The 24,033-nt window shown below is 63.1% G+C and carries 25 protein-coding genes; 18 read left to right on the top strand and 7 right to left on the bottom strand.

Translation table 11 applies throughout. From position 1 onward, the window contains the following. Entirely contained in the window at positions 1-756 is a 756-nt protein-coding gene (tpiA, locus tag C2U30_RS02150) for a triose-phosphate isomerase (RefSeq protein WP_029314576.1), read from the bottom strand. A 135-nt stretch (positions 757-891) separates the two neighbouring features. Next, complete coding sequence (locus tag C2U30_RS02155) at positions 892-1,626, bottom strand: ElyC/SanA/YdcF family protein (protein WP_048208719.1); 735 nt, start codon at positions 1,624-1,626, stop codon at positions 892-894. 179 nt (positions 1,627-1,805) lie between these two features. Here C2U30_RS02155 and cmoM point away from each other — a divergent pair, with 179 nt between their 5' ends. The 9 genes from cmoM (at position 1,806) to C2U30_RS02205 (ending at position 12,427) form a co-directional block, all read left to right on the top strand. After that, positions 1,806-2,582 (top strand): tRNA uridine 5-oxyacetic acid(34) methyltransferase CmoM, encoded by a 777-nt coding sequence (gene cmoM, locus C2U30_RS02160; RefSeq protein WP_103243074.1) that lies wholly within the window; start codon positions 1,806-1,808, stop codon positions 2,580-2,582. Between the two features lie 114 nt (positions 2,583-2,696). Then, a complete protein-coding gene (mukF, locus tag C2U30_RS02165) occupies positions 2,697-4,016 on the top strand; it encodes a chromosome partition protein MukF (RefSeq protein ID WP_042863922.1) in 1,320 nt (439 codons plus the stop codon). After that, positions 3,997-4,734: a chromosome partition protein MukE gene (gene mukE, locus C2U30_RS02170; RefSeq protein ID WP_029314572.1), complete on the top strand. Its 738-nt coding sequence runs from the start codon at positions 3,997-3,999 to the stop codon at positions 4,732-4,734. The genes mukF and mukE overlap by 20 nt, the downstream gene beginning before the upstream one ends. Positions 4,735-4,779: 45 nt before the next feature. Continuing rightward, positions 4,780-9,207, top strand: a complete 4,428-nt coding sequence (gene mukB, locus C2U30_RS02175; protein ID WP_103243075.1) for a chromosome partition protein MukB — start codon at positions 4,780-4,782, stop codon at positions 9,205-9,207. Positions 9,208-9,357: 150 nt separating this feature from the next. Next, complete coding sequence (locus tag C2U30_RS02180; protein WP_103243076.1) at positions 9,358-9,744, top strand: septal ring lytic transglycosylase RlpA family protein; 387 nt, start codon at positions 9,358-9,360, stop codon at positions 9,742-9,744. Positions 9,745-10,030: 286 nt separating this feature from the next. After that, positions 10,031-10,504 carry a cupin domain-containing protein gene (locus C2U30_RS02185; RefSeq protein WP_041215097.1) on the top strand — a complete coding sequence of 158 codons (474 nt, stop codon included), beginning with the start codon at positions 10,031-10,033 and terminating at the stop codon, positions 10,502-10,504. Between the two features lie 17 nt (positions 10,505-10,521). Then, positions 10,522-11,007: a GNAT family N-acetyltransferase gene (locus C2U30_RS02190; RefSeq protein WP_103243077.1), complete on the top strand. Its 486-nt coding sequence runs from the start codon at positions 10,522-10,524 to the stop codon at positions 11,005-11,007. A gap of 265 nt (positions 11,008-11,272) precedes the next feature. Next, complete coding sequence (locus C2U30_RS02195; RefSeq protein WP_010674842.1) at positions 11,273-11,581, top strand: putative quinol monooxygenase; 309 nt, start codon at positions 11,273-11,275, stop codon at positions 11,579-11,581. Between the two features lie 354 nt (positions 11,582-11,935). After that, positions 11,936-12,427, top strand: a complete 492-nt coding sequence (locus C2U30_RS02205) for a SixA phosphatase family protein (protein WP_103243078.1) — start codon at positions 11,936-11,938, stop codon at positions 12,425-12,427. 66 nt (positions 12,428-12,493) lie between these two features. Here the strand turns inward: C2U30_RS02205 and C2U30_RS02210 are convergent, their stop codons facing one another. The 3 genes from C2U30_RS02210 to C2U30_RS02220 all read right to left on the bottom strand — a co-directional run bounded on the left by C2U30_RS02210 (position 12,494) and on the right by C2U30_RS02220 (position 14,072). Further along, on the bottom strand, positions 12,494-12,973 hold the full coding sequence (locus C2U30_RS02210; protein ID WP_232091026.1) for a hypothetical protein: 480 nt from the start codon (positions 12,971-12,973) through the stop codon (positions 12,494-12,496). Between the two features lie 136 nt (positions 12,974-13,109). Continuing rightward, a complete protein-coding gene (locus C2U30_RS02215) occupies positions 13,110-13,313 on the bottom strand; it encodes a hypothetical protein (RefSeq protein ID WP_039040737.1) in 204 nt (67 codons plus the stop codon). A 123-nt stretch (positions 13,314-13,436) separates the two neighbouring features. Next, complete coding sequence (locus tag C2U30_RS02220; RefSeq protein ID WP_103243080.1) at positions 13,437-14,072, bottom strand: LysE family translocator; 636 nt, start codon at positions 14,070-14,072, stop codon at positions 13,437-13,439. 424 nt (positions 14,073-14,496) lie between these two features. Here C2U30_RS02220 and C2U30_RS02225 point away from each other — a divergent pair, with 424 nt between their 5' ends. Beyond that, positions 14,497-15,522, top strand: coding sequence for a Wadjet anti-phage system protein JetD domain-containing protein (locus C2U30_RS02225; protein WP_103244628.1), 1,026 nt, complete (start codon positions 14,497-14,499; stop codon positions 15,520-15,522). Between the two features lie 343 nt (positions 15,523-15,865). Here C2U30_RS02225 and C2U30_RS02235 read toward each other — a convergent pair whose 3' ends face one another. Continuing rightward, a complete protein-coding gene (locus tag C2U30_RS02235; protein WP_039040739.1) occupies positions 15,866-16,444 on the bottom strand; it encodes a PhnA domain-containing protein in 579 nt (192 codons plus the stop codon). Between the two features lie 179 nt (positions 16,445-16,623). Between C2U30_RS02235 and C2U30_RS02240 the strand changes: the two genes are divergently transcribed. From C2U30_RS02240 to C2U30_RS02265, 6 genes are all read left to right on the top strand, one after another. Then, complete coding sequence (locus C2U30_RS02240; protein WP_103243081.1) at positions 16,624-17,817, top strand: methyltransferase; 1,194 nt, start codon at positions 16,624-16,626, stop codon at positions 17,815-17,817. A gap of 188 nt (positions 17,818-18,005) precedes the next feature. Further along, positions 18,006-19,451 (top strand): chitinase, encoded by a 1,446-nt coding sequence (locus C2U30_RS02245; protein ID WP_103243082.1) that lies wholly within the window; start codon positions 18,006-18,008, stop codon positions 19,449-19,451. 122 nt (positions 19,452-19,573) lie between these two features. Then, positions 19,574-19,939, top strand: a complete 366-nt coding sequence (locus C2U30_RS02250) for a VOC family protein (protein WP_103243083.1) — start codon at positions 19,574-19,576, stop codon at positions 19,937-19,939. A 207-nt stretch (positions 19,940-20,146) separates the two neighbouring features. Continuing rightward, positions 20,147-20,545, top strand: coding sequence for a GFA family protein (locus C2U30_RS02255; RefSeq protein WP_010674834.1), 399 nt, complete (start codon positions 20,147-20,149; stop codon positions 20,543-20,545). Positions 20,546-20,574: 29 nt separating this feature from the next. Further along, positions 20,575-20,802, top strand: a complete 228-nt coding sequence (locus tag C2U30_RS02260) for a DUF4287 domain-containing protein (protein ID WP_042863908.1) — start codon at positions 20,575-20,577, stop codon at positions 20,800-20,802. 46 nt (positions 20,803-20,848) lie between these two features. Beyond that, a complete protein-coding gene (locus C2U30_RS02265) occupies positions 20,849-21,259 on the top strand; it encodes an SRPBCC domain-containing protein (protein ID WP_042881036.1) in 411 nt (136 codons plus the stop codon). A 90-nt stretch (positions 21,260-21,349) separates the two neighbouring features. Here C2U30_RS02265 and smrB read toward each other — a convergent pair whose 3' ends face one another. Further along, a complete protein-coding gene (smrB, locus tag C2U30_RS02270; protein WP_103243084.1) occupies positions 21,350-21,874 on the bottom strand; it encodes an endonuclease SmrB in 525 nt (174 codons plus the stop codon). 65 nt (positions 21,875-21,939) lie between these two features. Here smrB and prmB point away from each other — a divergent pair, with 65 nt between their 5' ends. Next, positions 21,940-22,875, top strand: a complete 936-nt coding sequence (prmB, locus tag C2U30_RS02275) for a 50S ribosomal protein L3 N(5)-glutamine methyltransferase (protein WP_041211581.1) — start codon at positions 21,940-21,942, stop codon at positions 22,873-22,875. Positions 22,876-22,891: 16 nt separating this feature from the next. Next, complete coding sequence (gene aroC / locus C2U30_RS02280) at positions 22,892-23,980, top strand: chorismate synthase (protein WP_042017130.1); 1,089 nt, start codon at positions 22,892-22,894, stop codon at positions 23,978-23,980. Positions 23,981-24,033: the final 53 nt, after the last annotated feature.

The raw sequence follows: 24,033 nt of genomic DNA on the forward strand, positions 1-24,033 counted from the left end.
TTACTTGGCGGCGCCAGCGATGATCTGGGAGAAGTCGTCCACTTTCAGGGACGCGCCACCCACCAGGCCACCGTCGATGTCCGGCTGGCCGAACAGGTCGGCAGCGGTGGCGCCAGTCACGGAGCCGCCGTACAGGATCTGTACCTTGGCAGCCACGGCTGCATCAAAACCGGCCAGGTATTGACGGATGTGAGCATGCACGGATTGTGCGATCTCCGGGGTGGCGGTCTTGCCGGTGCCGATGGCCCATACCGGCTCGTAAGCGATGACGGCGTTCTCGAAGGAGGCGATGCCGCAGCGATCGATCACGGCCTTGAGCTGGGTCTCGACCACCTGGTTGGTGGTACCGGCTTCGAACTGGGCCAGGGTTTCACCGATGCACAGCACGGGGATCAGGCCGCCCTTCTGGATGGCTTCGTACTTGGCAGCCACCACGTCGTCGGTCTCTGCGTGCAGGGTACGACGCTCGCTGTGACCGACCAAGGAGTAGGTGCAGCCGAAGGCTTTGAGCATGGAGGGGGCGTTTTCGCCGGTGAAGGCGCCGGACTCGTGAACGTCGGCGTTCTGGGCACCGTAGGCGATCTTGCTGCCAGCGGTCAGCTGTTCAACCAGACCCAAAAAGATAACCGGCGGGCAGACGGCCACTTGCACGGAAGGATGAGCGGCAGCGGCCGGGGTCAGTCCTTTGATCAGGGCTTCTACAGAAGCCTTGGTGCCGTTCAGTTTCCAGTTACCCATTACCAGGTGCTGTCTCATCTTCTATATCTCCTAGGCATTTGATTGCGCAACATTATATGAATTGAACCGAGCCCAAGATAGCTGACCCGGCGGCAAATGACGTAATTTTTTTTCGCTTTCCTGATCCAAATCAGGAATGCAAGGCGCGATTGCTCACTCGGTGACCTGCCCACGCAAACGGGCCCACCATACCCCAATCCACTCGTGAATGGCAGCCTCGGAATACATCAGATAACGCCCCTTGGGGAGGTAGCTGTAGAGGGGTTGTGGCTCCTGACTCTGCTTGGCGGTGTAATCGGTGGGAGCCGGCACCGCATCGAGTCCCTGACTGCGATAGAGAGCCATGGCCCGGGGCAGGTGGGTGGCCGAACTCACCAGCGCCACCCGCTTGCCGTTGAGGTGGGCGGCGATGCTGACCGCCTCGTCATGGGTGTCTTTGTTGTTTTCAAACAACGTCATGCGCGCACGCGGGATGCCAAGGCTGGCCGCCATGCGGGCGTTGACCTCGGCATTCGACAGGGGATCCCCGGCCACGGCGCCGGAGAAAACCAGCTCGGCCTCTGGATAGGCCAGGGCCAGGCGAACCCCTTCCAGGGTGCGCGCCAGGGAGATGTTGTTTTGCCAGGCGCGCTCTGGGATGGCCGGATCGCTCACATGACCGTTGCCCAGCACGACGATGGCCTGGATGTCAGGATGCAGGCTCACCTCGAAGGGGGGATAGGTCTGCTCCAGGCTGCGGGCCAGCTCGTAGCTCACCGGCCGCGTCCCCATCAGGGCGATGATCACCAAGGAGAGGGTCGCCAGCAGCCTGCCGCTTTTTTGAAAGCGGGTGAACCAGAGCAGCACGAGCGCCAGCACCAACAAGGAGAGAGAGAAGGGGAGCGGCATCAGCAGATGGCCCAGCCATTTCTTGATGACAAAGAAGTTGGGCTCGAACACGACAGACACGTCCTTGAGTTTTCAGCAAATTCGGGATGTGACAGAATACCCCTCTTTTTTCCTGTGGCCCAATCCTGTGTGGTTCCTCCTGCGGCCCTCATGGCGGGGCGGTCGAAGATGAGTGTGTCTTGAAGCAAGATCAGAGTTTTGACGGGCGCGCGGACAAGTTCGCTCGCAACATTTACGACTCCACCAAGGGGCGCATTCGCACCACCATTGTCTGGAGTGACATCGAAGCCTGCCTGGCGCGCCTGGGCAACCGGCCGCTGCGCATCCTGGATGCCGGCGGCGGCTTTGGCTACTTCGCCCAGAAACTGGCGGCCATGGGCCATCAGGTGGAGCTGTGCGATTTGTCGGCAGAAATGCTGGATCTGGCCCGGGAGCAGATCGCCCAGAAGGGGTTGGAAGACAGAATTCGTCTCATCCATAGCCCCATTCAGGATCTCAAGCACCAGGTGACCGGCACCTTCGATCTGGTGCTCTGTCACGCGGTACTGGAGTGGCTCGCCGAGCCGCGCCAGACCTTGCTGGGTCTGTTCCCTTTCGTCAAGGCAGGGGGCATACTGTCGCTGCTTTTTTACAATCGTCACGGCCTCCTGTTCCAGAGCCTGGTGGTGGGCAATTTCGACTATGTGCGCCTGGGCCTTCGCAAGAAACGCCAGACAGCCCTGACACCCACCAATCCCCAGTTGCCGGAGCAGGTCTATGACTGGATAGGCCGGGGGGGATTGCGGATCATCGGCAAGACCGGGGTGCGTGTCATCCACGACTACATGCGCCACAAGCAGGATCAGGTCGAGAAGTTCGAGGACCTGCTGGCCATGGAGCAGCAATATTGCCGCCAGGAGCCCTTTGTTTCCCTGGGGCGCTACATCCATGTGATGGCCCAGAAACCGGCCGGTTGAGACACACCGGTGTGAATACGATGCGGGACCCAGCCGCCGGGGCGCCACCGACCCCGGCCTATATCACCACGGCGGGCGAAGACCTGCCGACTATAACAACGAGATGATAACGTCATGATGAGTACATCCCGTACCCTGCCAGAGACGGTGGGATGGGTCAGACAGGAGGGGTTGGCGCTGAACCTCCCCACCGACAGGCTGGCCTTTCTGATAGCGATCAAGACGCTCTCCGAGGACGAGTCTGATCTCTCGGAGGCCGCGCTGCACGATGCCTTTGGCTATGTCAGCAGTGCCTTCGGCCAGATGGACGAGACCCTCACCGGTCGCGCCAACAACGCCATCAACGATCTCATTCGCCAGCAACTGCTGTCGCGTTTCACCACCGACATGGTGGCGGGGGAGAGCCTCTACCGCCTGTCGCGCCTTGGCATGAGCATCGTCGATTTCTTCATGGATCAGCGCCAGGTGGACTCCATCAAGCTCTCCATCCTGCTCGAGCACCTGGCGGCCGAGCTCGACACCGCCCGCAAGGCGGCACTCGAGACCAACACCCGGGAGCAGTGGGACGCCGAGGTGCTGCCGCGCCTCTCCTTCTCCCTGGAAGAGACGCTCGGGCGCATCGATCTCACCCAGCGCGCCATGGACGAGCAGCAAAACCAGGTCAAGAGCGAGATCGCGGCCCTGCTGACCCAGAACTGGGTCGATGCCATCCACAGCTGCGAGAAGCTCCTGCACGAGACCGGCCAGACCCTGCGCGAGTTGCAGGACACCCTGGACGCCGCCGGCCACCGCCTGCAGGCGGGGCTGCTCAACATTCAGGAAGCGGCCCAGGGGCGTGAGGATCTGTTCCACGTCGAGGAGCTGACCCACGCCCTGCAAGGGCGTCTGGACGTCATCACCGCGTGGGGCCAGCAGTGCATCGAGCTCTGGTCCCGTTATGACAGGCACGTCCACAAGTTCATCCGCAACGCCATCGACATGGACAAGAACCGCGCCTTCAGCCAGCGGCTGCGGGAATCCATCCGCAACTTCGAGCAGCACAGCTGGTTGTTGCGGGTGGCCGAAGAGCCCCGTTTGCTGGAGCTGCGGGATGAAACCATCGCCATCCACGACGAGGAGGTGACCGGCGAGGTGCCCCTCGAGATGGAGTACGTGGAGATGGTGGACATCAACCAGGAGCTGGCGGAGCGCATCGAGCGCTACCTGGCCCGCTACCCGGAGCAGGGAGATCGGCTGGATCTTGCCGACGTGCTGCGGGAATACCTGCTGGACTACCCGGCCCATGCCCACTTCGACGTGGCGCGCCTCCTGATCGATCAGGCCGTGCGTCTCGGCCATGCCAGCGGTGAGCGCGAGCACCACCGCCAACCCGCATGGAAACCCATCAACCAAGCTGGATCCAAGGTTCAGGCCTATGTCATCGATCAATACTGAATTCCCCTTGCCCCTGCGGCTCGCAGAGGCCATCGCCAACCCCTTGTTTCCGCGCATCGACACCGCCCTGCGCTCCGGTCGCCACATCAGTGCCGACGAATTCGAGCAGCACTCGGCCCTGGTGGAGTACCACCAGGAGCTGGAGATCTTCTACGGCCGCTATCAGGTGGAACTCATCAAGGCGCCGGAAGGCTTCTTCTACCTGCGTCCGCGCCCGAGCGCCGACATCGGAACAACAGTGTTATCTGAGCTCGACATGCTGGTGGGCAAGGTGCTCTGCTACCTGTTCCTGAGCCCGGACAGGCTCGCCTCTGAAGGGGTGTTCGCCATGGGCGAGCTGCAAGAAGAGGTGCTGAGTCTGGCGGACGAGAAGCAACTGCTGCGCATGGTCAACAGCCGCTCCGGCGGCACGGATCTGGACAAGAAGAAACTCCTCGAGAAGATCCGCACCTCCATGCGTCGCCTCAAACGCCTCGGGATGATCACCCCCCTTGGCAACAGCGACAAATTCCGGGTCAACGAATCCGTGTTCCGCTTCGCCGCCGATGTGCGCTCCGACGAGGATCCTCGGGCGGTGCAACTGCGGATGATCCAGGAAGGGGAGGCCATTTTCCACGACGACGAGATGCCGAGCAGCGATTCCCTGTTCGAGGATATCGAAGAGGATCTGGACGAAGAGCAGCTGGAGCTGGAGGTGGAAGATGATCTGCAACGTTAATGTGCCGGCACTGATGGTGTCTGCCGGTTTGATGGAGAGTGTGGCGTGAGAGGCAAATTCAAATCCCTGACCATGGTCAACTGGAACGGCTTCTTCGCCCGCACCTTCGATCTCGACCAGCTGGTCACGACCCTGTCCGGCGGCAACGGCGCGGGCAAGTCCACCACCATGGCGGCCTTTATCGCGGCCCTCATTCCCGACCAGTCACTGCTCCACTTCCGTAACACCACGGAGGCGGGCTCCTCCAGCGCGTCCCGCGACAAGGGGCTCTACGGCAAGCTGCAGCGCGGCCACTGTTATTCGCTGCTGGAAGTGATGAACAGCCGTGAGCAGCGGATCTGGGTCGGCGTCCACCTCGAACAGGTGGCCAACCGTGACAACAAGGTCAACATCACTCCGTTCGCCCTGGTGGATGTGCCCGAACACCTGGCGCCCACGGATCTGCTGCTGGAGAAGCTCGACGACGGCAAGGGGCGGGTACGTGCCTTCGCCGATCTGAAGGGGGCGGCAGCGGAGCTCGGCGCCATCAAGGTCGCCAAGTTCAATACGGTGACCGACTATCACAACTTCATGTTCGAGTTCGGCATCACCCCGAAGAAGCTGCGTGATCAGAAGGATCGCGGCAAGTTCTATCGGCTGATCGAGGCCTCCCTCTACGGCGGCATCTCCTCGTCCATCAGCCGCTCCCTGCGGGAATACCTGCTGCCGGAGAACTCCGGGGTGCGCAAGGCGTTCCAGGACATGGAGGCGGCCATCTACGAGAACCGCCGCACCCTGGAAGCCATCAAGGAGACCCAGGGTCAGCGGGATCTCTTCAAGAACCTCATCACCGAGACCACCCACTATGTGGCCGCGGAGTATGTGCGGGGCGCCGCCGAGAAGAGCCGCCTCTCCGAGCTGGCCCTCAAGGCACGCTCTGAGCTCGCCGGCAAACGCCGCCTGCTGGCCGAGGAGAAGCAGCGCGCCATCTATCTGGCGGATGAGGTGGATCAGCTCACCAACCGCGAGAAGCTCCTGACCGACGAGCTGGAGTCTGCCGCCGAGCACCTGGCCAAGGTGATGGCGGCCGTGGCGCTGCAAAAGAAGATTGCCCTCTATCGCGCCGATCTGGCGGAGCTCAACGACAAGCTGGAGCAGCAGCAGGCGGTGGTGGAAGAGATCCACGGCCAGTTGCTGGAAGTGGAAGAGCGCAAGGAGCTGGCCCAGGCAGAGGTGGACAGCCTCAAGACCCAGCTCGCCGACTACCAGCAGGCGCTCGATATCCAGCAGACCCGCGCCATCCAGTACCGTCAGGCGGTGCAGGCCCTCGATGCTGCCCGCGAGCAGTGCGAGCTGCCGGGGCTCGAGCCTGCGCAGGCGAGCGACACCCTGCACCAGTTCCGCGCAGCCGAGCAGAGCTTGACCAGCCGGGTGCTGGGGGCCGAGCAGCAGTTGGCGCTGGCCAAGGCGGCGGTGGCCGAACACGAAGCGGCGCTGGCGCTGCTGCTCAGCATCGCCCCCGAGACAGTGCGCGAGGCCGCCTGGCCCACCGCGCAGGGGCTGCTCAAGCGCCACATCGAGGACAAGGCCCGCATTGCCCAGGGCCAGGGTCTGCGCGCCGCCCTGGCTCGCCTCGAGAAAGAGAGCGAAAGCCAGAAGACCCTCTTGCGGCTGCGAGACGAGCTGGCCCAGGCGTCTGGTCAGCACATTGCCAGCCAGGACGAGCTGGAGATCTTCCTCGAAGCCCAGCGCACCCGCCAGGAGGAGCTCTCCGAGCAGCAGGCAGAGGCCAATCAGCGCCGCGCCAGCCTCGAGCATCAGGGCACTCAGCTGGGCCGCGATATCGCGGAACTGACCAAGCTGGCCCCGCGCTGGCTCAAATCCTTTGAAAAGCTCGAGCAACTGCGCGAGCAGAGTGGCTTGGCCTTGGCCACCGCCGAAGAACTCTCTTCCGGCATGCAGAGCGTGCTCGACAAGGAGCGGGAGTTCGAGCAGGAGAGCAACCGCATTCAGGGCCAGAAACAGGCGCTGGAGATGCAAATTCGCAACCTGCAGCTGGGTGCCGGCGAGGCGGATCCCCGTCTTGCCCGCATCGCCGAGCAGGTGGGGGGCGTGCTGCTCTCGGACGTCTATGACGACATCTCCATCGATGATGCCCCTTACTACTCCGCGCTCTACGGCCCGGCTCGCAGCGCCCTGGTGGTGCTCGACCTCGAAGGCGCCATCGAGCGGCTGAAAAAGCTGGAAGATTGCCCGGAAGATATCTACCTCATTCAGGGCAACCCCGACTCCTTTGACGAGGATCTGGTGGAAGCGGACGAGCTGGGGGACGCCGTGCTGGTGCGCACCAGCAAGCGTCAGGTGCGCTTCTCCCGCTACCCCGAGCTGCCGCTCTTTGGCCGCGCCGCCCGGGAAAAACGGATCGAGCAGCTCGATCTTGAGCGGGAAAACCTCATCGAGGGCTACGCCAAGGCCGCCTTCGAGCAGCAGAAGTACCACCGCCTCTACGGTCACTTCCGCGACTTTATCGGTCAGCATCTGGATATCGCCTTCCGCCCGGACCCCGAAGCCGAGGTGCAGGCCAAACAGGCCGAGCAGCGCAAGCTGCAAGAAACCATCGCCGAGTGCGACAAGCAGCTGAGTGATGCCAAAGCAGCCGCCGCCCAGCTGACCCGCCATATCCAGCTGGTGCAGGGGATGCTGCCCTTTGCCCACCTGTTTGCCGAGGCAGACCTGGCGGCCCGCCTCGAGGCGGCTCACGCCGACGTGGAGGCGCTTAAAACAGCCGAAGCCTTTATCGCCAAACACGGCAAGGCGCTGGAAAAACTGGAAACCATGGTGCAGGTGCTGCGCCAGGATCCCCAGGATCTGGCGGCCCTGCAGGCGGCCTTTGACGAGGTGAGCGACCTGCTGGCCGAGCAGAAGCGCCGCTGCTACGCCCTCGATCAGCTGGTGGCCCGTCTGCCGCACTTTGCCTATCAGGATGCGCAAGACCTGCTGGGCAAGGCCTCCGAGATGAGCGAGCGACTCAAAGAGAAGCTCAAGGCGGCGGAGCTTGCCGCCCGCACCGCCGGTGAGCAGCACAAGCAGATCACCCAGCGCCACACCGAGGCGCTGCAACTGCGCACGGCGCTCGATTCCAGCGCCTCGGCCAAGGGGCAGACCCTGGCGGAGTTCGAGCAGGAGCTGGCGGCCATGGGGCTGACCCTGTCGGATGACATGGAAGAGAAGGCCCGTGCCCACAAGAAAGAGATTGAAGAGCTGCTTATCCGCACCCGGACCCGCCGCACCAGCGCCGAGGCCCAGTTGCAGGTGTGCAAGCGCGAAATCGAATCCCTTGGCGGTCGTCTCAAGCTCGAAGGCAAGGATTACTACAGCGCCCGCAAATCCCTGGTGGGTCACAAGGCGAGCTGGTCGCGGGTGGTGCGTCTGGCACGGGAGACCGACGTCGAGAAGCGTCTGAACAAGCGCGAGCTGGCTTATCTTGACAGCGACGAGCTGCGCTCCATGTCGGACAAGGCCCTCGGCGCCCTGCGGGTGGCGGTGGCCCACGACGAGGCCCTGCGCGATGCGCTGCGTCTGTCGGAAGGCAACCGCAGCACCGAGCAGAAGGTCGCCTTCTATGTGCAGGTCTACCGTTACCTGAAAGATCGCATCCGCAACGACATCATCCGCTCGGACGATCCGGTGGAAGCCATCGAGGAGATGGAGATCGAGCTGGCGCGCCTCGCCGACGAGCTCAAGCAGCGGGAAACCCATCTGTCCCTCTCCTCCCACGAGGTGGCGGCCAAGATCACCAACATCATCCGCCGGGAGCAGAACCGCATCCGGGTATTGAACCAGGGCCTGCAGAACATTGCCTTCGGTCTGGTGCGCGGGGTGCGTCTCAACGTCAATATCCGCGAGGCCCACACTCGCCTCCTGACCGCGCTCGCCGATCAGAGCGCCATGCACAACGATCTTTTCGCCGACAAGGAGCTCAGCTTCTCCGAGGCCATGGCCAAGCTCTTCCAGCGCCTGAACCCGCAGGTGGAGCAGGGAGAGCGCAACTATCAGGTGATGGGGGACGTGCTGCTCGACTATCGCAACTACCTGGAGCTGGAGATCGAGGTGCAGCGCGGGGCCGACGGCTGGCTGCGTGCCGAGAGCGGCGCCCTCTCCACCGGCGAGGCGATCGGCACCGGTCAGGCCATCCTCTTGATGGTGCTCATCAGCTGGGAGGAGGAGTCCCGCCGTCTGCGCGGCAAGGACATCGCTCCCTGCCGCCTCTTGTTCCTGGACGAAGCGGCGCGGCTTGATGGCAAATCCATCGCCACCCTGTTCGAGCTGTGCGAGCGCCAGGATATGCAGCTCCTCATCGCGGCGCCGGAGAACATCAGCCCCGAGAAGGGCACCACCTACAAGCTCATCCGCAAGGTGCAGGGCAAGCACGAACATGTGCATGTGGTGGGGCTGCGCGGCTTTGGCTTCGCCGACGACAAGCTCATCGCCTGACATCTTCCCCTGACAGGGGCTGACGGAGCGATACGCAAAACGGGAGGCCTGGGCCTCCCGTTTTCCATGGGAAATATGAGAGAGTAGGCCCCTGTTAACGGAAGCCCGACTGGCGATGCTGGTCGCTCTGTCCCATCGAGGAAGCAACGCATGACGACGCGACAAAAAGGGCTGCTGGCCTCTCTGTGCCTGCTGCTGGCCGCCTGCAGCAGCCAGCCTGATGCAGGCAGTGCGGGCAACTGGCGAGGCTATAGCGAGACGGGGCTCGCCTCCTATTACGCCGATCGCTACCACAACAAGCGCACCGCCAGCGGGGAGCCTTACCAGCGCCACGCCAACACCGCCGCCCACATGGAGTTGCCCTTCGGCGCCCTGGTGAGGGTCACCAACCTGGCCAACGACAAGAGCGTGGTGGTCAGGGTCAACGACAGGGGCAATTTCCCCCGCGGGCGCATCATCGATCTCTCCAAAGCGGCGTTCAGCGCCATCGGCAATCCCCGATCCGGGCTTATCAAGGTCAGGATTGAGGTGCTCTAGTCGCCGGTTCTGCATGTGCCCGAGCCCCTCCATACCCGGGCCGCTGGAAGAGGATGCTTCCCAGTGATCGCGGGCCACCTTCTTCATTCCATTGGTGAGGTTGCCAACGCGCCTTCCCATTTTCCGGTGTGCCATTAAGATAGCCAAACGAAAAACAGGGTGTCTTTGCCATCTGGCGGCAACCGGGCATGACATGGTGTGTGAGACCCCCTTCAACCCCTGCCCATGTTTCGCCGCTAAGGAGCAGGCTATAAAGTGAGACGTCATTCACAGGGAGGATCAGAACATGACTGACAAACGCGCCATTCAGGCAACGGCCATCCCCGAGCACAAGGCAAAGTCCCTCTATCCGGAGCCCTTTGCCTCCCTGGTCAAGCACCGCACCCGGCGCAGGCTGGGGGATCATTTCGGCCTCGCCAATTTCGGGGTCAATCTGACGACCCTGGCACCGGGAGCCATCTCGGCGCTCAAGCACCATCACGGCCTGCAGGACGAGTTCGTCTATGTGCTCTCGGGCAATCCCACCCTGCGCCACGGGGAGGAGGAGTACCGGATGTCGCCGGGGGAGTGCATCGGCTTCAAGGGGGGCAGCGGCCTGGCCCACCAGTTGCTCAACCACGGTGAGGTGGACGCTGTCTATCTTGAGGTGGGGGACAGGCTGCCAGGGGACACCGTCGACTATCCCGACGACGATCTGGCCTTGGTACAGGGTGCCGATGGCGCCTGGTCAGCCAGACACAAGGATGGCACCCCCTACTAGGGGCGCCTCTTCGCGCAATGAGAGAGACCTCCATGGTGTTCAGCCCCTTTTCTGCTGTCAGGGCAGAGGATTTTCTTCCGCTGCTCAACGATGAGACGCTGCGAAAGCACCTGATCCCTCATCCGCTTTTCGATGTGGCCGGGGTGCGCGACTGGATGGCGCACAAGCTGGGAGTCGACGCCCGGCCAGGTTGCCGCGTGCGCGCCATCTTCCTCGACGGCACCCTGGCGGGGTGGTGCGGCATCCAGCCCGATGACGAGGGAGTGGAGCTTGCCATTGTGCTCGCCAGGGGCGGCTGGGGAAGCGGCGTGGCGATTTTCAACGAGATGATGGGCTGGGCGAGGGAGCTTGGCCATCGGACGATCCTCTTTCACTTGCTGGATACCCGCCCGCCTTATCGATCCCTCGCCAGACGGGCCATCTGGGTGAGGAAAACGCGCCTGGGCGAACACCCTTTCACCACCTATTGCCTTGACGTTGAGCGCTGGTCTGCAGGCCCTTAGCCTGGACCAGGGGGCAGCAAGCCGTGCCGCCTCCTGGCGGGTCCCGTTGCCACCCTTTGCGCCATGATCCCTCCCGCTCGTTTGTTCCTCCGTGCACGGCGTGGTTATCCACCCCGTTGAACACAGTGTTCATTCTGCCCCCCTATATGGTCCCCACCGTCCTGCCTACACTGGGCAACGTCTGATGGGGGCGCATCCGGCAGTATAAATCGCTGTCCAGGTTGCACTCTCTGGCGTATTGACGATGTACAACGGAGAAAACTGGATGAAAAAAGAGACAGACAAACTGGTATCGATCGCAGTGCTCAAGGCCCGTGACGGCATGGGAGAGCGCCTTCGCGATGCCCTGCTTACCTTGATTGGCCCCACTCGCCAGGAGCCGGGCAACCTCGATTACGTGCTGTTCGAGTTGAAGGATGAACCCGGCACCTTCTACATGCGGGAAGCCTTCGTGAGTCAGGCCGCCCTGGATGCCCACTGTGAGACCGCGTATTTCCAGGCTTTCGCTCGCCAGGCGGACGAGCTGCTGGCCGAACCCCTTCGGCTTGTCTTCATGGAAGAAGTGAGCCCCTGATCCTTGCCGCAGAGCCCGATGATCCCCTCATCGGGCTTTTTTCCTTCAGCCTCGCTCCCGGCAATCGCATCTACCTGCTCGGCTGCGTGGCCATGGCCCTCAACCCCATCCTGATCAAGCGCTGCTACCGGGGGGGAGTCCTTCCTCCACCTGACCGGCTGGACCCTCATCTGCGCCACTGTGCTGCTCACCGGCATGCTGACCGGGGAGACAGTACACTGGGAGCAGGTAGGCTGGGGAGGAGGGGGTGTGCTGCTGACCATGGTGGTCATGGTGCTTCTGCCCCTTCATGCTGGCAAACGTGGGGGGGGTCTGAGGGGCCGCCTGTGGCCCTGATCAACCAGGGAGTGCGTCATGAGAAGAACCCTGATCCTGGTACGCCATGGCAAGTCGAGCTGGGAGGACGCGTCTTTGTCTGACCGCGCTCGTCCGCTGGCGACGCGCGGGCTGCGCGATGCGCCCCTGATGGGGGCTCGCCTGGCACACCTGGGGGTGAAGCCCGATCTCATCCTCTCGAGCCCCGCCTGCCGGGCCCTGACAACCGCCCGGCTGCTTGCCGGGGAGCTGGGTTATTCCCCGGACCGCATCGTCATCGACGAGGGCCTCTACGAGAGCGATGCCGGGACCCTTCTCGGGGTGGTGGGGGCGCTTTCAGATGCTCTCGCCTGCGTGCTGCTGGTGGGCCATGACCCTGCCTTCACCGACCTGGCTCATGGCTTTTCCTCCGGTATCACTCGCATGCCGACCTGCGCCGTCGCCCGCTTCATCTTCGACGCCCCCTCCTGGTCGGCGCTCCCGTCCTGCTCGCCGGTGGTGGCCGTGCTGGACTTTCCGAAGAAAGGGTAGAGGGGGGGCAAGCAGGCAGAAATGACAAGGGGAGCCGCGGCTCCCCTTGTCGGGATGGTGACGGGGTCATTTGGCCGCGATGGGCCCCTTGGTGCCCGCGTCGTTGTCGACCCAGCCATCTTCTCCCTTGAGGCGGCGATCCCCCTGGATGGTGTAGATGACCATCCCCTCCTTGAACACCAGGGCGCCGTCGGATTTCCTGGCACTGACCTGCTTGTCGTTGACCCACACCTGATCCTTGTCATCGATGCGGATGTTCGCGACAGTGGCGCCCGTCTCGGGGAAGGTGGCGACCCAGTTGCCGGTGTAGGGGCTGGCGCTGGCCGCTGCGGGGGCGGCGCCAAATCCGGCGGCGGCGTTCTCGGCCTTGCTCTTGTTGATGTCACAGCCGCTAAGCTCGCTCACCTGGGTACAGCCTGAGCGCTCCAGCTTCTGCTCATAGCTCATGTTCAATCCGCCTTCGTCGGCCGGGGCGGCGGTGCCAAATCCTGCCTTGGCGTTTTCCGCCTTGCTCTTGTGAATATCGCAGCCCTGGGCTTCGGTCACCTGGGTGCAGCCGGAGCGTTCCAGCTGCTCGGCGTATTTGTGGTTGATGGCGTGAACCTGGGCGGCAAGGGGTTTGCGTTGGCGAGCTGCAGCCCTCTCTCACCATAGCAGGAGGGAGCGAAAGACGATGTCTGCGTCAGCTCTGGGGGATGCGGACCCCCTTGTCGAGGTAGAGGCTGCTGTAGTGGGCGCGGTGGGTGACGAACATCACCTGATGGCGACTGCCATCGGAGAGAATGATGAAATCACCGGCCTGTGCCGGGCTTTGCAAGCGGATCTCGTGTTCGGGGGCCGTCAGCTTGTCGGCCTCCTCCCGGAAGGTGAGGGTGTAGGAATACATATGGCGCTCCACCGCAGGCTCATATACAGACACGCCTACAACTCTAGCCCCGGTGGCCGGGATCCGCGGCGCCCAAGCGGCGCCGATGGTGCAGATAATGTCAGCCGCGGTGAGGCACAGGGATCAGGGACGACCACTGAGCAGGATGGCGCCGCCCAGGGTGATGAAGAGCCCGCCGGTGATGCGGCCAACGAGGCGCTCGCTGCGACCTGGCTTGAAATAGCGACCGGCGCGCCTGGCCAGGGCGACATAGCACAGATGCACCAGGCTGACGATGGCGCAGATGGTCAGGTACATGGTGATGAACTGCAGCGTCAGCGGACTCTGGTGATCGAGGAACTGGGGCAGCAGGGCGCAGAGGAAGACGATGGTCTTGGGGTTGCTGGCGGAGACCAGAAAGGCTTCTCGCAACAAGGAGAGGGTGGTTCTGGTGCGTCCCCGAGCGGTGGAGGGAGAGAGCCCTTGGGCATTGGTATTGGCCGCGCGCAGCGCCTTGTAGCCCAGATACACCAGGTAGCCACCCCCCGCCAGCTTGAGGGCGACAAAGAGGGGAGGCAGGGTTTGCAGCAGGGCCCCCACCCCCATGGCGACCAGACCGATGAGGATGGCCTGGCACCCCAGGTTGCCGAGGATGCTGACAAGGGCGGCGCGCCAGCCGTGTTGCAGACCGTTCTTGACCACCAGCAGCACATTGGGGCCAGGAGTCAGGGTCGCCAGCAGATAGGCTAGCGCAAACAGCATCCAGGTATTCGGGTTCATGAGCACATCCTTGGCGTCAAAGCTGGCATGATGCCAGCCTCTTTGACGAGTCGTCCAGCGGCGTCTCTCCCGGCCCCGAAGAGGATCCAGGCGAGAGCAATCAGGTGCAGCATGGTCTGCGGCTGGAAATGCAATAGGCAAGGATATGTATAAAAAAACCGCATGAAGGCAGTTTTTGATGATGCCTTCACATCGCAGATAAGCTGTCTTTTTTCTCGCCGGTCAACTAATGGCGTCGCAGCATACTGATTTCACCGATGTCGATGGATTGCCAATCGTAACCGCTGACCATCCTGCCACGAGCTTGTGGACGGGTGACGGTTTGAAAGAGCGATCTTCCTTTGGTGCGAGACAGGTCACGGTTGTGGACAGAAAGATCCCCTCTACTTGGCCATATGGAACCGCAATGAAAGAGGGGGGGAGGATGTCACTTTTTGATGAGCGTCGTGTGCAGGATCTCTGTGCCCGCTTGCTGGCAGACACTAATAACCAGGGATATTCACTCGATAGCAAGCATGGCCGTGAGTTGAGAGATCTCCTGCAGGCTGTGGGTGGAGTCAAGCCAGTGGGACGAGGGGCTCGTCATGTGTTGACCGATGCTGGAAGGAATTATCTCGCAGCACAGCTGGCACAGGTTGCACCAGTGATGCCGGACAGGCGTGACACGATACGGGCTCTCGGGGTGGACCTGCCCGCACATCTAAACCAGGCCAGTTTTCATGCCCTCTGGCATGGGGACAGCAAGAGCGGGATAGATCCAGATAATGATGCTATCGACATCACGCTGACACAGGATGAAGTGATTCGACTTCGCACGCTGAGCCCGTTGTCACTCATCGACAAGGACGGACTGCGCCACGACATGAGGGCGCAACTGGCACTATTGGGAGAGCTGGTCTTACCGGAGCGCTGCTTGAGTAAGTTACATGGCATTGAGTGGCAGGGGCGGCAACTGGTCACGGTGGAGAACAAGGGAGCTTTCGTGGATTACCCGCTGCAAGTGGGGGAGTTGTTGCTCTATGTGCCTGGCCGCAATACCAAGTTGGCACGTCAGGTATTCCCGCTGTTGCCGGCTGCCGTACCCTGGGCCCATTTTGGCGATCTGGATCAGCGCGGATTGGATATCGCTAACGAGCTGGCCCATGCCCTTCGTCGTCCGTTGGCTCTTTGGCTACCCGACACCTTGATGGCCTATGTTCATCACTATGCCCGCACTCTGATCCGCCGTCTGGAGGGGCAACCGATCAGCAGAGGCAAGATCCCATGGGAGGAGGTCCCCGTGGTGAGTGAGCATGGCAAGCAACTGGAAGAGGTCCTTATATATCTGATCGAAAAGGGATTGTGGTTGGAACAGGAAGTATTGGTGCTAGCCGGAGATTGGCAGTCATGGCCACTCGACGCGCCTTGCGGCCAACGCAGTAATGAAAAAACCGCCATCAGGCGGTTTTAATGGTTGTCAGCCCCTATTTCAGGGCTTTTTTCAGCTTCTTGATCTTGCCTTCGTGCTTGGCGATTTTCGCCTGGCGGGCGGCGATCTTCTTCTTGATCTCTTTCTTGCTGGCCATGGGGCGGCTCCTTGGTCTCGTGGGCGCCATGGGGATCAGGGTGCCCGGGGTCTTTCCATGCGTGCCGGGAAGGCCCTCTCCATTGGCGCACTGACAGTCAGGGGAGGGGCATACCGCGGAACTGGTTTGCAGGATAGTCCAGTTTCCCGCGGGTGCCACCCGAACGGTGGGAAACAGAGGCAACAAAAAAGCGCCCCTGGGGGCGCTTCTGGCTTGAAGGGGTCGGAATCAGGCCTTCTTCAGGTAGGCGGCCACCAGCACGATCTGCATGCCGTTGACCTTGCCCTCGATGTGCAGCGGGTTGTTGGTCAGGCGAATGCCCTTGACCAGGGTGCCGCGCTTGGCGGTGAAGCCGGCGCCCTTGACGTCCAGATCCTTGATCAGGGTGACGGAGTCCCCTTCCACCAGCACGGCGCCATTGGAGTCGACAGTCGGTACGCTGTCGTCATCGTCGCTGGTCACGCCGGCGTCTGCCCAGGCCTTGACCTCATCTTCCATGTACATCATGTCCAGCATGTCCTGGGCCCAGAGCTCGCCCCGGGCGACGAGGGCCTTCAACTGGCGCCAGGCCATCACCTGCACCGCCGGCACCTGGCTCCACATGCTGTCACCCAGGCAGCGCCAGTGGTTCACCTCCGTGGTGTCCGGCTGCTCCAGCTGGCCGCGGCAGGTGGCGCAGAGGGCCACGCTGTGGTCGTCGTCGCTGGCGGGGGAGTGCGGCACCGGGAAGGCAGTCAGCGCATGTTCTGCGCCACACAGCTCGCATTTGGCATTTGCACGGGCTTGCAGGATGGCATTGATGGTCATGATTGGGTTCCGTTTATAGGGGTAAAGCGGCTCGCCGTGGCGGGCTGCGCGAATGAGGGGCCGGAATATAGCACAAATCCCTGCTTTTTGTCAGGCTACCAGAGGCGCACAGGCGAGTGCTTTTTGACGGCAGATCGCTAGAATGAGCCTCCCTTTTTGCGCCAAAGGACAGGTTTACCGTGCTGGCCCACCGTTTTCGACAACTGGACTGCTTGCTCACCGCCGAGCGACGCTGGTGGCAATACCAGCCCTATCACCACCTGGGGATCGCCTTTGCCGGCGAGGAGCCAGCCCTTGCGAAGTGCCTGGCAGCCCTGACCCTTGACGAGATAGCGCACCTCGACGGGGACATGGATGCGCTCTGCACCCTACTCGCCCCCTGGATCCCGGCGGGGGCCGAGTTGCAGGCTCTCGGCGAGCTTGCCCCTTTCGCCCCCGAGCCCGTCCAGTGCGCCAGGGCCATGGCGATGTACATGCCGGGACGCAAGCAGGGGCAGATAGAGGCCTTCACCGGCTGTCTGCCCCCCCACCAAGGTCCCTATCTGGAGTGGTGCGCCGGCAAGGGGCATCTGGGACGCCTGGTGTCGCTGCACCGTGGCGCCGAGATCCTGAGCCTGGAGTGGCAGGGGGCGCTCTGCGAGGAGGGGCGGCGGCTCGCCGCGCGCGACGGCGCCAACATGCGGTTCGTGGAGGCGGATGCCTTTGCCACCGAGTCCGGGGCCCTCATCGCCCCGCACCATCACGCCATGGCGCTCCATGCCTGCGGCGATCTGCACACCCATCTGCTGATGCGGGTGGCCGAGGGGGGCGCCCAGGGGGTGACCCTCTCCCCGTGTTGCTACCACCTCATCAGGGGAGAGCACTATGCGCCCCTCTCCCGGGCCGCCAGGGCCAGTGCCCTGCGCCTTGGCAAGAGCGACCTGAAGCTGCCGCTGCAGGAGACGGTGACCGGCGGCGCCCGCATCGCCCGGTTGCGGGAGCGGGAGGTGGTGTGGCGCCTCGCCTTTGACTGCCTGCAGCGCCAGGTGCGCGGGGTGGATGAGTACCTGCCGGTGCCCAACCTGCAAAAGAGCCTGCTGACCGGGGGCTTCGAGGATTTCTGCCACTGGGCCGCCGAGCGCAAGGGGATGAGCTTGCCCGCGGGGCTCGACTACGCCGCCTTGCTGGCACAGGGGGAGCGGCGCTTTGGCGATGTCGCCCGCATGGAGCTGGTGCGCCACCTGTTTCGCCGTCCCCTGGAAATCTGGCTGCTGCTCGATCGCGCCCTTTTCCTCGAGGAGCAGGGCTACCGGGTCGAGGTGGGCACCTTCTGTCCCAAACCCATGACCCCGCGCAATCTGCTGATCCGGGCGGTGCGCGCAGGGGGGATCTGAGCAAGAGTCCGGACAGGTCGGATGGCTGCGGCCGCAAGACCAGGGGCTGGATCCCCCTGCAAACGAGCGCCATCTGAGTGCAGGGAGGCATGGCTCACAATTTCGCCAAATTCTTAATTCTTGTCGTGAATTTAGTTGTCAGGATGCCTATGCTCGCCCTGACATTTTCAAGACAAGGATGGTTACCCATGTTCATGCTCACGCGTACCGCCTGCCTGGTTGCCCTCGTCTGGGCACTGCCCGGCCAGAGCGCCATGACAATCCAGCCCGATCCCCAGAACAGCGGCGGCTATGTGATGGCGGCGGCGGATCTTGCCAGTGCGGCCCAGGCCAAGACCGCCAACCCCATGTACGGGATCTGGTCCCACGCCCTGGCCACCCGGCCCAATTCGGTGGTGGAGGCCATCGTGGCACGCGCCCCCGGCAACCCGGACAACGTCAAGCGGGTCGAGCGGGTCTTCACCGAATCGGACTGGGAGTTCCTGACCCAGATGGCCGCCCCGGAGTACACCTACGAGCGCTTCCTGCGGGCGGTGGGCAAGTTCCCCGCCTTCTGCGGCGACTACACGGACGGGCGCAATGCGGACGCCATCTGCAAGAAGTCCATCATCACCGCCTTCGCCCACTTTGCCCAGGAGACCGGCGGCCACATTGCCAAGGAGAATGTCTCCGACAACCCCCTTGGGCTGGAGGAGTGGCAACAGGCCCTGGTGCACGTGCGGGAGATGGGTTGGTCTGAGGGGCAGACCGGCTACACCACGGGGTGTGGCCAGAGTGACTGGCAGAACCGGCGCTGGCCCTGCAGCACCGGTCAGGGCTATTTCGGTCGCGGCGCCAAGCAGCTCTCCTATCACTTCAACTACGGCGCCTTCTCCGAGGCCATGTTCGAAGGCGACGCCTCTGTGCTCCTCAACAACCCCGGGCTAGTGGCGGACTCCTGGCTCAACCTCGCTTCCGCCATCTGGTTCTTCCTGACGCCCCAGGCTCCCAAACCCGCCATGCTGCACGTCATCGACCGGACCTGGGTGCCCTCCCAGCGTGAGCTGGCGGCGGGCATCGGCTACGGCTTTGGCACCACCATCAACATCATCAACGGTGGCATCGAGTGCGGCGAGCAGAACAAGAACAAGGGCCAGCCGGTCAACCGCATCCGCTACTGGGAGGGGCTCGCGGCCCACTACGGGATCCCGCTGCTGGCGGACGAGAAGAACACCTGCTGGCAGCAGACCCCCTATGGCAGCCTCAACCTCAACGGCGCCACCGACGTGCTCTACACCAACTGGGACGGCAACTGGAAATACTACCCGGACAGACCCGGCGGCTACTCCTTCGAGTGCGATCTGGTGGGGTACCAGACCGCCTATTCGGCACTGGTACCGGGGGATTACGAGAAGTGCGTGACCAACTTCTACGGCTCCCACGCCAGCTGGCCCAAGGTACGGGTGGTGGCCGCGCTGGATCCGGCCCCGGTCGACCCCGGCACGCCGCCGGTGGACGGGGTGCCCGCCTGGGACGCGGGCAAGGTCTACACCGCCGGCAACAAGGTGAGCCACAAGGGGATCATCTATCAGGCCAAGTGGTGGACCCAGGGCAACGAGCCGGGCAAGGGGGACCCTTGGGCACCGGTAACCTGAGAGTCGGCGCAAGAGCAAGCACTCCGGGGAGGCCGCGCGCCTCCCTTGTTGATCGCCGCGCTGGCTTGCTGCGCCTCTTTTGGCACTGATAGCCTGCGGGTTCACACCGAGGGAGGATGACCATGAACATCGCCATTCATTTTGAAATTCCGGTACAGGATCTGGAGAGAGCCATCCGCTTCTATGAGGGGGTCTTCGAGACGGTGCTGGAGCGGGTGCAGATCGATGGCAACGAGATGGCGCTCTTTCCCCTGGAAGGTGGCACGGCGGGCTGCTCCGGCGCCCTGGCGAAGGGGGAGAGCTATGTGCCGAGCCTGGATGGCACCCGGATCTATCTGCGGGTGCCTGACATCGAGGGGGCCATGGCCCGGGCGCTGGCATCGGGCGGGGCCTGTCTCTATCCCGTCACCCGGGTCGGGGAGAGCCTCCGGGTGGCGGAGTGTCGGGATTGCGAGGGGAATCGCATCGCCTTGCAGGAGGGAACCTGACCATTATTTATCCGGTGCATGGGGTGTGTTAAGTCATTCATGAGGTGAATAAAGAGGGGGATTTTCCCGCTCCGGGAGTCTCAGACCCGCGGTGAGGCCCCGGAATGGTCAGTTGCCGCCCCCCGGATCCCGTGCTACTTCATCTGGTGCGGCAAGGAGGCGAGCACCCGTTCGCCCGGTCTGTCGTCCCAACTCTCAGGAGGCATCATGGAAGGGCATTGTCTGTGTGGCGGGATCACCGTGTCGAGCGGCGATCACAAGGAGGTCAACCTGTGTCACTGCGCCATGTGCCGGCGCTGGTCAGGGGGGCCCATGTTCGCGGTGCACGGGGGCAAGGGCGTGCGGTTCACCGGGATGACCCCGGTGGCCTACCGCTCGTCGGAGTGGGCGGAGCGCGGATTCTGCCCCACCTGCGGCACCCATCTTTTCTACCATCTGTTGCCGACGGACGAGTACATCCTCTCCGCCGGCCTGTTTCAGGATCAGGGGTTCGAGCTCACCGGGCAGATCTTCATCGACGAGAAGCCCGACTTCTATGCCCTCAAGAACGACACCCCGACCCTGACCGGACAGCAGGTGTTCGAGCAGTTCGCCCCCAAACCCTGAGCCTGTACTCACCCCGAGGAGAAGCCATCATGGATGAACAACCGAAGGTGAAGGGGCCTGCCTCCTATTTTCCCGCCATCGAGCAGAAATACGGCCAGCCCATCGTCCACTGGCTGACCCTGCTGGCAGGGCGGGAGGAGCGCAAACACATGGCCCTGGTGGCCTGGCTCAAGGACGAACACGCCATGGGTCACGGCCATGCCAATGCCCTGGTGGCCCACTTTTTGGCGCAGCCCGATGCGCCCGGCGTGGCATGACAGTGCCACAGTGCAAAACGTGCAGGAAAGCCAGAGGAGCAGAGAGATGAAGATAAGCGTCAGCGTCTGGGTTGCCAGGCCGATTGCCGATGTGTGGCAGGGCTGGAACACCCCCGCCAGCATCATGGCGTGGAACGCCGCCTCCCCGCAGTGGCACTGCCCCCAAAGCCGGGTGGATCTGCGGGTGGGTGGGCGTTTTTGCCACCACATGGCGGCGCGGGATGGCAGCACGGGGTTTGATTTCGAGGGGACCTTCACCGAGGTCACCGCGCCGACGGGGCTCGGCTACGTCATGGACGATGGCCGCGAGGTGAGCGTGCGGTTCGTGGCAGAGCAAGGGGGCACCCGGGTGGAGGAGCGGTTCGATGCCGAGTCCCTGCACAGCGGCGAACAGCAGCGGGCGGGGTGGCAGAGCATCCTGGATAACTTCAAGCGCCATATGGAAGCCGCCGGCTGACCCCTGTGGGGCGCCAAGAAAAAACCACCGCAAGCTGGCGGTGGTTTTTTTATGGCGTTCGCCCGGGGCAAGGCGGGGCGGGGAAGGGGGTCACTCCTCGATGTCCAGCAGCACCAGGATGGCGCTCTCGCCACCCCACTCCCGCGGCGCCTGGTGAAAGGCGCGCACAGCGGGGTGCTGGGCCAGCCAGCTCGGGATGCGCTGCTTGAGGATGTGCTTGCCGATGCCGTGCATCACCGAGGCGACGTGGATGTTCTCTTTTCGGCACAGGGTGAGCAGGGCCGCCAGCTCCTGCTTGGCCTGGTGCTGGTTCATGCCGTGCAGATCCAGATAAATCTCCGGCGGGTAGCTGCCGCGCTTGAGCTTTTTCAGCTCGAATTTTGACACGTCGTCGCGCACGTAACGGGTCGGCCCGTCCGCCTCGAGATGGGGCTGGTACTCGTCGCTGAAAAAGTGGTCAACCCCAAGCTTTTCGCGGCTCTCGCGCACTTCGCGTTTCTGCTTGACCGGGCTTGAGGAGGCCCTTATGGTATCTTGCTTAATTTTCCGGGTACCTTTGACAGCATCACGAAACAGCAGGCTTTCCTCGTCTGTGGGTGAGGGCGATTTTTTCATCAGGTACTCGTCTTGCTCGCTGTATAAAATTCTCGGGCCGGATATTACTCGACTTGGAGGTGGATTTGGACAAGATATTTATCGATGAGGTGGTTGCCGAAATGCACACCATCCAGGACATGTTGCGCTGGGCCATGAGTCGTTTCAACGACGCCGGGATCTTCTACGGACATGGTACCGACAACGCCTGGGATGAGGCCGTGCAACTGGTGCTGCCCGCGTTACATCTGCCGCCGGACGTGGATCCGGGCATGCGCCACTCCCGCCTGACCACCAGCGAGCGCCACCGCATCGCCGAGCTCATCATCCGCCGCGTGCAGGAGCGCATTCCGGCGCCCTATCTGACCAACAAGGCCTGGTATGCGGGCTGGGAGTTCTATGTGGACGAGCGGGTGCTCATTCCGCGCTCCCCCATCGCCGAGATGGTGGCCAACCGCTTCGCCCCCTTCCTGAAAGACGAACCGACCCGGATCATGGACTTGTGCACCGGCTCCGGCTGCATCGCCATCATCATGGCCCACGAGTTCCCCCATGCGGAAGTGGATGCCATCGACATCAGCGTCGATGCCCTCAACGTGGCCGAGCGCAACATCAACGATCACGGGCTGGAGCAGCAGGTCATCCCCATTCGCTCCGATCTGTTCCGGGATCTGCCGGCCGGTGACAAGTACGATCTCATCGTCTCCAACCCGCCCTATGTGGACTCCGAGGACATGTCGGATCTGCCGGAGGAGTTTCGCCACGAGCCGGAGCTGGCCCTGGCGTCGGGCTCCGACGGCCTCAAGCTCACCAAGCGTCTGCTGGCCAATGCCGCCGACTTCCTGAAAGAGGATGGGGTGCTGGTGGTCGAGGTGGGCAACAGCATGATCCACCTGGAAGCCCAGTTCCCCGAGGTGCCCTTCACCTGGGTCGAGTTCGAAAACGGCGGCCACGGCGTCTTTGTGATGACCCGCGCAGAGCTCGAGCAGTACCAGGCCCATTTCGCCATTTACAAGAACTAAGCAGCAAGGAGCATTCATGGCAGGGAACAGTTTCGGCCAACTCTTTCGGGTCACCACTTTCGGCGAGAGCCACGGTCTGGCGCTGGGCGCCGTGGTCGACGGCTGCCCGCCGGGGCTGGAGATAAGCGAAGACGATTTGCAGGGGGATCTGGACAGGCGCAAGCCCGGTACGTCCCGCTACACCACCCAGCGCCGCGAGGCGGACGAGGTGAAGATCCTCTCCGGGGTGTTCGAGGGCAAGACCACCGGCACCTCCATCGGGCTGCTCATCGAGAACACCGATCAGCGCTCCAAGGACTACTCCGAGATCAAGGATCTGTTCCGACCCGGCCACGCCGACTACACCTATCACCAGAAGTACGGCCAGCGTGACTACCGTGGCGGCGGCCGCTCCTCGGCCCGCGAGACCGCCATGCGGGTCGCGGCGGGGGCCATCGCCAAGAAGTACCTGAAACAGGTGCACGGCATCGAGATCGTGGGTTTTCTCTCCCAGCTCGGCCCCATCAAGGCGGAAGGGTTCGACGAGAGCCAGATCGAGCAGAACCCCTTCTTCTTCCCCGATGCGGGCAAGCTGGAGGCGCTCGATGAATACATGCGTGCCCTCAAGAAAGAGGGCAACAGCGTGGGGGCCAAGGTGTGCGTCGTGGCGCGCAACGTGCCGGTGGGCCTGGGGGAGCCGGTGTTCGACCGCCTCGACGCCGACATCGCCCACGCCATGATGGGCATCAACGCGGTGAAAGGGGTGGAGATCGGTGACGGCTTCGCGGTGGTGGAGCAAAAAGGCTCGGAGCACCGGGACGAGATGACTCCGACCGGCTTTGCCAGCAATCATGCGGGGGGCATCCTGGGGGGCATCTCGTCGGGTCAGGAGATCGTGGTGAGCATGGCCCTCAAGCCCACCTCCAGCATCACGGTGCCGGGCAAGACCATCACCACCAGTGGTGAGGCCACCGAGATGATCACCAAGGGTCGTCACGACCCCTGCGTCGGCATCCGTGCCGTGCCCATCGCCGAGGCCATGCTGGCCCTGGTGCTGATGGATCACCTGCTGCGCCACCGCGCCCAGAACCAGGGCGTGCACACCCAGACCCCGCAACTGCGCTGATCATGCTGCGGGCAGGGTGAGTGATCACCAGGAACGACAAGGCGACCCCAGGG

This window comes from Aeromonas sp. ASNIH5, from assembly GCF_002902865.1.
GTDB classification, from domain to species: domain Bacteria; phylum Pseudomonadota; class Gammaproteobacteria; order Enterobacterales; family Aeromonadaceae; genus Aeromonas; species Aeromonas caviae.

Coding starts and splice junctions, on each gene's coding strand:
- tpiA (WP_029314576.1), bottom strand. CDS start 756: ATGAGACAGCACCTGGTAATGGGTAACTGGAAACTGAACGGCACCAAG.
- C2U30_RS02155 (WP_048208719.1), bottom strand. CDS start 1,626: ATGCCGCTCCCCTTCTCTCTCTCCTTGTTGGTGCTGGCGCTCGTGCTG.
- mukF (WP_042863922.1), top strand. CDS start 2,697: ATGATGAGTACATCCCGTACCCTGCCAGAGACGGTGGGATGGGTCAGA.
- mukE (WP_029314572.1), top strand. CDS start 3,997: ATGTCATCGATCAATACTGAATTCCCCTTGCCCCTGCGGCTCGCAGAG.
- C2U30_RS02180 (WP_103243076.1), top strand. CDS start 9,358: ATGACGACGCGACAAAAAGGGCTGCTGGCCTCTCTGTGCCTGCTGCTG.
- C2U30_RS02185 (WP_041215097.1), top strand. CDS start 10,031: ATGACTGACAAACGCGCCATTCAGGCAACGGCCATCCCCGAGCACAAG.
- C2U30_RS02190 (WP_103243077.1), top strand. CDS start 10,522: ATGAGAGAGACCTCCATGGTGTTCAGCCCCTTTTCTGCTGTCAGGGCA.
- C2U30_RS02195 (WP_010674842.1), top strand. CDS start 11,273: ATGAAAAAAGAGACAGACAAACTGGTATCGATCGCAGTGCTCAAGGCC.
- C2U30_RS02205 (WP_103243078.1), top strand. CDS start 11,936: ATGAGAAGAACCCTGATCCTGGTACGCCATGGCAAGTCGAGCTGGGAG.
- C2U30_RS02215 (WP_039040737.1), bottom strand. CDS start 13,313: ATGTATTCCTACACCCTCACCTTCCGGGAGGAGGCCGACAAGCTGACG.
- C2U30_RS02220 (WP_103243080.1), bottom strand. CDS start 14,072: ATGAACCCGAATACCTGGATGCTGTTTGCGCTAGCCTATCTGCTGGCG.
- C2U30_RS02225 (WP_103244628.1), top strand. CDS start 14,497: ATGTCACTTTTTGATGAGCGTCGTGTGCAGGATCTCTGTGCCCGCTTG.
- C2U30_RS02235 (WP_039040739.1), bottom strand. CDS start 16,444: ATGACCATCAATGCCATCCTGCAAGCCCGTGCAAATGCCAAATGCGAG.
- C2U30_RS02245 (WP_103243082.1), top strand. CDS start 18,006: ATGTTCATGCTCACGCGTACCGCCTGCCTGGTTGCCCTCGTCTGGGCA.
- C2U30_RS02250 (WP_103243083.1), top strand. CDS start 19,574: ATGAACATCGCCATTCATTTTGAAATTCCGGTACAGGATCTGGAGAGA.
- C2U30_RS02255 (WP_010674834.1), top strand. CDS start 20,147: ATGGAAGGGCATTGTCTGTGTGGCGGGATCACCGTGTCGAGCGGCGAT.
- C2U30_RS02260 (WP_042863908.1), top strand. CDS start 20,575: ATGGATGAACAACCGAAGGTGAAGGGGCCTGCCTCCTATTTTCCCGCC.
- C2U30_RS02265 (WP_042881036.1), top strand. CDS start 20,849: ATGAAGATAAGCGTCAGCGTCTGGGTTGCCAGGCCGATTGCCGATGTG.
- smrB (WP_103243084.1), bottom strand. CDS start 21,874: ATGAAAAAATCGCCCTCACCCACAGACGAGGAAAGCCTGCTGTTTCGT.
- aroC (WP_042017130.1), top strand. CDS start 22,892: ATGGCAGGGAACAGTTTCGGCCAACTCTTTCGGGTCACCACTTTCGGC.